9 protein-coding genes are annotated in these 8,033 nt (G+C 40.7%); 5 read left to right on the top strand and 4 right to left on the bottom strand.

What is annotated here, in order from left to right; genetic code table 11:
- Positions 1 to 231: 231 nt before the first annotated feature.
- A complete protein-coding gene (locus tag DBR11_RS14495; protein ID WP_108553378.1) occupies positions 232 to 663 on the top strand; it encodes a VOC family protein in 432 nt (143 codons plus the stop codon).
- A 130-nt stretch (positions 664 to 793) separates the two neighbouring features.
- Positions 794 to 1,501, top strand: coding sequence for a hypothetical protein (locus DBR11_RS14500; protein WP_108553379.1), 708 nt, complete (start codon positions 794 to 796; stop codon positions 1,499 to 1,501).
- A 44-nt stretch (positions 1,502 to 1,545) separates the two neighbouring features.
- Here DBR11_RS14500 and DBR11_RS14505 read toward each other — a convergent pair whose 3' ends face one another.
- Entirely contained in the window at positions 1,546 to 2,352 is an 807-nt protein-coding gene (locus tag DBR11_RS14505) for an AraC family transcriptional regulator (protein WP_108553380.1), read from the bottom strand.
- Positions 2,353 to 3,324, bottom strand: coding sequence for an aldo/keto reductase (locus tag DBR11_RS14510; RefSeq protein WP_108553381.1), 972 nt, complete (start codon positions 3,322 to 3,324; stop codon positions 2,353 to 2,355). It lies immediately after the preceding gene.
- Positions 3,325 to 3,520: 196 nt separating this feature from the next.
- Between DBR11_RS14510 and DBR11_RS14515 the strand changes: the two genes are divergently transcribed.
- The 3 genes from DBR11_RS14515 (at position 3,521) to DBR11_RS14525 (ending at position 6,060) form a co-directional block, all read left to right on the top strand.
- The gene (locus DBR11_RS14515; protein WP_108553382.1) at positions 3,521 to 4,387 is read left to right on the top strand and encodes a helix-turn-helix transcriptional regulator; all 867 of its coding nucleotides are present in this window, start codon (positions 3,521 to 3,523) and stop codon (positions 4,385 to 4,387) included.
- A gap of 72 nt (positions 4,388 to 4,459) precedes the next feature.
- Positions 4,460 to 5,515, top strand: coding sequence for a hypothetical protein (locus DBR11_RS14520; protein ID WP_108553383.1), 1,056 nt, complete (start codon positions 4,460 to 4,462; stop codon positions 5,513 to 5,515).
- 53 nt (positions 5,516 to 5,568) lie between these two features.
- Entirely contained in the window at positions 5,569 to 6,060 is a 492-nt protein-coding gene (locus DBR11_RS14525; RefSeq protein WP_146186542.1) for a hypothetical protein, read from the top strand.
- An 88-nt stretch (positions 6,061 to 6,148) separates the two neighbouring features.
- On the opposite strand, the gene DBR11_RS29900 is transcribed toward DBR11_RS14525, so the two are convergent.
- Together DBR11_RS29900 and DBR11_RS14535 are read right to left on the bottom strand one after the other, a co-directional pair.
- Positions 6,149 to 6,583 (bottom strand): hypothetical protein, encoded by a 435-nt coding sequence (locus tag DBR11_RS29900; protein WP_199233845.1) that lies wholly within the window; start codon positions 6,581 to 6,583, stop codon positions 6,149 to 6,151.
- Between the two features lie 62 nt (positions 6,584 to 6,645).
- Positions 6,646 to 7,974 carry an MFS transporter gene (locus DBR11_RS14535; RefSeq protein WP_108553385.1) on the bottom strand — a complete coding sequence of 443 codons (1,329 nt, stop codon included), beginning with the start codon at positions 7,972 to 7,974 and terminating at the stop codon, positions 6,646 to 6,648.
- Between the last annotated feature and the right edge of the window lie 59 nt (positions 7,975 to 8,033).

Below are 8,033 nucleotides of genomic sequence, written 5' to 3' on the forward strand. Positions count from 1 at the left end.
TTGAAGAGCGTATTAAACCAACTTATCATTGATAATCCTTTACTGATTCTCCTTTTCTTACTTGATTTATAATATCTGTTGTAATTAATTTAACTTTTTTTAAGTTGGATTAATTACAACACGCCGCCGACAGGGCTTTTACTCCATAGTCTCATTTTTTGAGTGGGGAATGGTTTTTGTATAAATCTTGGTTTTCAATTGTTATTTTAGAGAGAAAATAAACTAAATACGATGAGAGCAATTAATCCCTGGATCAACTTTAATGGCAATGCCGAAGAGGCGTTCACTTTTTACAAATCGATTTTTGGCGGTGAGTTTACAAAGATCATCCGTTTTAAAGACTTATCAGGACCTGAGTTTGAGGTAGCGGAAGAGGAGGCCAATAAAATAATGTATATCGGTTTGCCGCTTGGCAAGAACAATGTGTTAATTGCCAACGATGTTCCTGGATTTTTGGGTCGGGTAAGTGAAAGTGAAAACCGGTCGAAAATATATGTGGATGCGGAAAGCCATGAGGAGGCGGATAAGATATTTAAGGGATTATCATTAGGTGGAGATGTGGATGGGCCAATTGGCGAGAGCCCTTGGGGTACTTATGCCGGAATGTTCAGGGATAAATATGGTATTGAGTGGATTATTGAGTTTAACCCGGAGTATAACTAGTAAGGTTTTACAGAACGGGATGTCGATGGCGATTTGCTTCTTTTCAGAGTGAGGAGGAGGTGTTAGCTAAGGGATTATTAATATCTTAGCTTATATGCTATGCTTTCGATTATACAGGTACTTATGGCGGTTGAGGTTAGTTACCTTTTTTAAAGCGGGTGTGTTTTTGTTGATTGCTTTAAGTTTTGATGCTTTTGGTCAGCAAAAGAAGCTTCATGCGGAGGCTGTGGTGGTTAAACTTGGCACCGATTCTATAAGTCCGTATTTGTATTTAATTAATTATGGTCATATGCAAAGGGGAATAATTACCAACTCCATCAGCCAAACGCAGAGCATTTATCAGGATGAAACGCATAAAGTGGGTAATAAGAGGCTTGGTGTTATATCTTATCCCTCCTGGAATATCATTAATTTTAAGACTGGGGAAAATTGGGCTTGTTCTATTGGGGAGAATCACAAGACAGCGGTAAGACAATTTGAACCACATATCGATTCTTCTTCTTATTATAGTTTGTCTTATGCAGATAAGTTTAAAAAAATTGCTGGTTTTAACTGCCAAAAGATGATCGTTGTCAATAAGGTTACAAGGGTAGAGGATTCTATCTACGTGTGTAAGGACTTAAATAATTTCGATTATAGATTCGGGAACAAGTTTGGCAAAATTGATTTTATTGTTCGATCTTTTGCTCATGTGGGTAAAACTACTCTTGTGTATACTGTTGTAAAGGCAGATAAAATAGATGTTTCTTCTGATACTTTTGTTATTCCTAAAGATTTTATTCGCTTTGAGAGTAGGGAAGAGTATGTAAAGTGGGCAAAGAAAATAAAGGGGAATTAGCATTTCTCTTCAGGGTGACGGGGAGGTGATGACAGTTCGCTGAATCAGATCATCGAGGGTGCTTTGCCGAATTTTTGCTTGAACGAACGTGAAAAATGGGGCAGACTTTCGAAGCCGAGATCTAAATAAATGGCCGATGGCTTTTGATGTTTCTGTTCGAGTAAATGCTTTGCTGCATGAAGACGTTTATCTAGCAGCCATTGACGGGGCGGCATGCCAAACGTTTTTGTAAAGTCGCGTTTAAAACCTGCCAGACTGCGTCCGGTGAGCCGTGCAAATCTTTCAATGGGGACATTAAAATGAAAATTAGTCATCATAAAGCGCTCCAGATCAATTTTATAAGGTTCTGCAAAATCGAATAAATACGACTTTAATTGCGGCAGACTATGTAATAATAGTTTAACGCCTTCTTTGACTTTGAGCATACCCATATCTTCTGTAAGCGGCCCTGCTACGGCGCGTGCATAAGGAATAATGGATTGAAAATAGCCAACAAGAAATGGATCGGGTGGAATAGGCACATTAGATGGGCCGATATATTTAGGACTGGCACCGATCTGTTCTTCCAGCGCTATTTTGCGCAACAGATCTTCCTGAAGGCAAATGACGATGCTCTCGTAACTTTGACCTGGAAGAGGTGTTTTAGTCAGCGTACCGAGCTGATTTTTACCGACCAGCATCATTTCGCCTGCTTTGACCTCCATGCGCTGTTCGCCCGTTTCTAAATGAAGTTGCCCGGAAACCATCAATACCAGCGTATGATGGTTCCAGAAGCATACTTTATCTTTCCGTTCTGCGGAGAGATAGGAATAGAAGATTACACCGGGTAGTATTTCAGCTGGATTGGTCATTTATCTCTGTAAATAAGTGCCGCCTAAGATGGCGCCAGGTGCAAAAGTAGTGTTTAATAATTCTATTTCAGCCGCCGTAAATTCAATACTCATGGCCGCTATATTTTCTGGTAACCTTGAACGGCGGCTCATGCTTACCAGCGGCATCATATGGTCACCTTGCGCATTTACCCAGGCGATGGCGATTTGTGTAGGTGTAGCTTGTTTATCTTTTGCTAAGACTTTCAATACCTCCACCTTTTCCAGGTTTTTGATAAGGTTATCGCCCTGAAAGCGTGAGAAGTGCAAGTGATAGTCATTGGCTGGAAGCGGCGCTTTCATATCGCCTGTTAACAGACCTTCGGCGGTGTTGGCGAAGGCGACTACAGCGATACCTAATTCTTTAGCGGTGGGTAACAATTCGCTTTCTATCTGACGGTCTGCCAGTGAATAGCCAATTTCCAGCGCGCTTATCGGATGAACCTTATTTGCTTCGCGCAGTTGATCGGCCGTAATCTCAGAAACACCAATGTGGCGCACTTTACCTTCTTTAATCAGGTCGGCTATGGTACCTATAATATCTTCTACTGGTACGCTGCCGTCCATCCGACAGGGCTGGTAGAGGTCTATGGTTTCAATGCCTAAACGGGTAAGCGAATAATTGATGAAATTTTTGATCGCCACGGGGCGGAGGTCCAGGCCCAGCCATTGGCCGTTGTGAAAGAAAGCACCAAATTTAACGCTGATGAAAGCATCGTCCCTGCGGCCTTTAATGGCTTTGCCAATTATCAGTTCATTATGCCCGGCACCATAAAAGTCGCCGGTATTTAAAAAATTGATACCATTGTCGAGCGCAGATTGTATTGTAGCTATGCTTTCCGTTTCATCTGATGTTGGCCCTCCCCATACGGAAGACATGCGCATACAGCCCAAACCTAGTTTGGACACGGACGGACCATTTTGGCCCAGTTGTATTTTTTTGATCGTTGTCATGATACAAATATCAGCTTTCCATCAGCATTGAGCTTATCTATGTGGCTCAAATTAGTTATCCTGGTAGCTCACTATTGGGCGAGGTGGTGATAGCTATGGGTTATGGAAACGGAGTTTTGGTGTTTAGATGTTGATTTTAGTTGGCAGGATTTATCTATTCCGCTAAATTTAGAGCGTGAAGAAATTGTAAAAAGAAATGGCAGCAGTCTCCAAAATTAAAACTTATCATTTTCTCCCCTATAAATATGGGTCGGAACTATTATTGGATATTGGCCGTATCGAAACATTGAATCATTATGTATTAGATAGTACCTTACATCAACTTAGTTTTTACGAGATTATTTTCATTGAAGAGGGGGCGGGTACTTTTACATTGGACGAAAATAAGACAGTGATAACCCCACGGACGATCATTTTTACCAGTCCCGGACAGGTACGTTGCTGGGAAATTAAGCAGGAGGTAAGTGGCTATGTATTGTTCTTTGAAAAAGATTTTCTCCATCTTTTTTTTTCAGACGAACTCTTCCTATATCGGTTTCAATATTTCCATCAATATTCACGTCCAAACGACATGCAGCTATCGGAGTTGCCATTTGTAAAATGTCTGGAGCTTTTATATGGAATAGAAGGGGAGTTCGGGCAGCTTCAGAATGATAGTAATCATTTGATCAGGTCACTTTTATATCAATTGCTTGTACTGCTCAATCGATATTATGCGGGTGTTTACAATGTTCAAAGAGACACCTATGTCCATCCAGATTTTTATAGGTTTCGATCTTTGCTGGAAAAGAGGTTTGTGAATGACCAGAGTGTTGAAGCTTACACAAAAATGCTGAATGTCAGCTCGGGTTTCCTCAATAAAATTTGCAGGCAATTTAGCGGATTATCAGCTCAGCAAATGATTCATTACAAGCTGATTTCAGAAATAAAGAAACAGCTTTATCAAAACAAATCCTCCAAAGAGATTTCCTACGAGTTTGGCTTTTCAGATCCGTCTAATTTTAACCGTTTCTTTAAAAAATTTACAGGGGCCACACCTCAGCAATACCGAAAGAAGATTTAAATGACCATTTTAAATAGAAAATGACCATTTTATTGGGATAAGCATGTTCTAATTTTACCAAAAAAAAAGAACATGATCAAATACACATTTTGTCTTCTCCTGTTCATCATGAGCGTAGTGTTTGTACAGGCAGAACAATTATATGTTAATCCTCAGACTGGTAATGACACCAATTCCGGAATAAATACACGTCCGTTAAAGACAATTATCGAGGCCGCAAGGCGCGTAAACTTAAACAAAGAGCAGGGAGCAACCACAATTTTCCTTTCAGAAGGTGTACACTTATTGACCCAAACTGTTGTATTCAGCAATGACAAGTATACCTTTAAAAACCGTCTTGTCCTTCGTGCGGATGTGATGCCTGATGATGCAGATTGGACGCCTCAAAAAATGCCGGTTGTGGTAACAGCCGTTCCGCTTGCACCAGGTATTGGGGGAGAAGAAGCGAAAGGGATACAACCCGAGGTTAGCCATGTGACCATTGAAGGCCTAAGATTTACCGGCAGTCCAGATTACTCTTATATAGATGGAACGAATCTACGTCGTTCGTATCCAATATGGCGTGATGGAAAAAGATTGGACGATCTGCTTGTAACACAATGCCTGTTTGCTGGTGATGTGGATGTATTGCCCTTGCATGTGGGGGTTATAGCCAATGGTTATGGTCTTGTTATCGACCATTGTGTTTTCGTCAATTGCAAAAATCCAGTTGTTTTCTGGCAAACTGATGGAGGGATTGGTAGCCGTAATGCCATGCTTTATTCGCTGGTGTATGGCTGTTATTTCAGTGGCGTTTGGACTACAAAAAGTACCAATGGAGAGGATTTCGATTTTCATAACAACATTATAGCAAACTGTAGTACCGTTTGGATAAGAGAAATAGGAAGTACACGCCGGTACAAAGCTTCTGATTGCATTTTTGCTGGCAATACCAATCTGGCTGGATTTGGAAGTGGCCCGTTAAGCGGTAATGATGCAAGTTCAACAGATTTTCTGGAAATGAAAAACGTACAAACTACCGGAACTGTAAAAATTGAAAAAGACCAGAGTAAACGCAATTACCTACAATTGGCGGAAGGTTCGATAGGTTCAGATCTGCATGCAGGACTTTTTAAAAAGAATCTGTAGTTACTTCTATTACATATGAAAAACAATTAAATAACAAATCTTAAAAAACAATTATGAAATCAATCTCAAAAAAATCTTTATTAACAGTTATGGTCATATCAGTAGGTATTATGTTTTTAGCATCATGCAAAAAGAAATCTGGCGATAATCAAAATAGCGGTAATAAAGTTTCAATGAAAATTACGGTAACTGCAAACGGAGCTGACGCCAGTGACCAAGTAGACTTTAGGGTAACGGCCGGAAACCATGACGCCAGCCAATACGGCGCTCCTGTATGGAAAGTGAACGGAACAGCCAGAGGAAATGAGAATATTGTTTTAGTAGGTTCAAGTGATTTTACTGGAAGTACAAAAACTTATGTATTTGAAACAGTAAAACCATTTGATTTTGGATCTTTGGCTGTAGACATTATAAACAGTGAAGGTGGTCCTATAACAATAAGCTATAAAACTGAAGTTAATGGTAAGGTGGAAACGAATGAAAATGTAGTGGTTGCAGTAGAACAATCTCACAATAAAAGACTCGCGTATGGATCGAATGAATAAGGGGTATTAGGTACTTAAAAGTTCAGGATGCCGTGGTGGTGTTAGCGATTGGCTGAATCAGACAGCAGCATCCTGAATGAATATCTATTTAAGATACCTGTGCGAAGATTGGTTTATTGGATTCTTTTAGGATGTAGGTATCTCCTTTTTGGTATAGGGCATATTTGTCTTTTTTCCAGACTGAGCTTCTTTTTGTTCCTCTTGTTCTGGTGAGTATGGTACTTGATTTTGAGCGTGGGACGAATATCTCTGCTTGTTTGTTATCTGCACTGAAAATAACCGTTGCGTTGAAGGTAGCGGATCCTTTTGCATTGACTTCCTTTAATTGGGTTTTTTGCTCGAAGAGCCTTACGCAATCCTTTTTTATAACGGAGTAGGTGTATCCGGCAGAGCCTATACAGCCGTGTTTATCTCTGTCGCCGCCCACCATTACTGGTTTGGATGGTTTGGCGGGTGATTGGGCGAATGTGAAGGTGCAGAACATTGCGAATGTTAGGCTGAGGAATAGTTTTTTTGTGTTCATCTTTTTAAAATCTAGGTGAAAAATTCTATTTGATTTAAGTTAGTTGTTCTTGTTAGTTATTCTTACTGAGAATCTTGGTTTAACCGGGAGTTTTCTTTGGTGTCTCTCATAAATACATAAACTATTAAAGAGAGGAAAATGCAAAAAGTAATATACCAATAGTAATACGGTTCATGGTTCCAGTCTTTGAGCCATAATGCGATATACTCTGCTGTTCCTCCAAAAATTGCTACGGTTAACGCATAGGGAAGGCCTACGCCCAAGGCTCTGATCTCTGCTGGAAACAATTCTGCTTTTACTACTGCGTTGATGCTGGTGTAACCGCTTACGATAACTAAGGCAGCCATTAAAAGGAAAAAGGCTTCCCATTGGGAAGTGGTGTGGCTCAGGGTAGTGAGTAAAGGAACTGTACAGAGGGTTCCTAAAATGCCAAAACTAATTAATAGGGGGCGACGACCGATTTTATCGGATAATGCACCAAATACGGGTTGCAGGCAGGCAAAAATGAATAAGGTGAAAAAGGACATCAGGGTAGATTGCTCTTTACTCATATGGACCGTATTCACCAGGAATTTTTGCATGTAGGTGGTATAGGTGTAAAAAGCAAGTGTGCCGCCCAGGGTGAGGCCGATCACCGTGGCCACTGCCTTTGGATGTTTTAGCAGTTCTTTTAGTGTTCCTTTTTTGTCCTTTGGTTTTAGTTTCTGATTTTCAAAAGCCTGGGTTTCTTCCAGGTTTTTCCGGAGGTAAAGTGCTACGATGGAAAGTATGGCGCCGAAAGCAAATGGAATGCGCCAGCCCCATTCGGATAGCTGCTCTTCGGAGAGAAAAAACTGCTGTAAAGCAATTTGAATGGCCAGGGCAAGCAATTGCCCGCCAATTAGGGTTACATATTGAAAACTGGAATAAAAACCCCGCCGGTTTTTACTGGCCATTTCACTCAGGTAAGTAGCAGATACCCCATACTCACCACCCACACTAAGTCCTTGTAGCAATCTTGCCGTTAGTAATATAATAGGGGCCAAAAGACCAATTGTTTTATAGGTAGGGGTACAGGCAATCAATAGAGAACCTACAGACATCAGCAACACGGATAAGGTCATGGATTGTTTCCTGCCGATCTGGTCTGCTATCCGGCCAAAAATATACCCCCCAAGCGGACGCATGAGAAAACCAAGGGCAAAAATACCTGCACTATTTAGCAATTGGGTAGTTGGATTCCCTTTCGGGAAGAATGATGATGAAAAATAAATGGCAAAAGCAGAATAGGCATACCAGTCGTACCATTCTACCAGGTTTCCAATAGATCCGCCAAATATAGCCTTGAGTTGCCGGACGGAGATCCGGTTTGCAGTTGAAGATATTTGGTCAGGGTGTTTTATGGTTTTCATAAGAGGAGCAGCCAATTAACTGTTTAATATACACATATATTAACAAAACTGCCCAATCG

This window comes from Pedobacter sp. HMWF019 (assembly GCF_003061025.1).
In the GTDB taxonomy this organism is placed as follows: Bacteria; Bacteroidota; Bacteroidia; order Sphingobacteriales; family Sphingobacteriaceae; genus Pedobacter.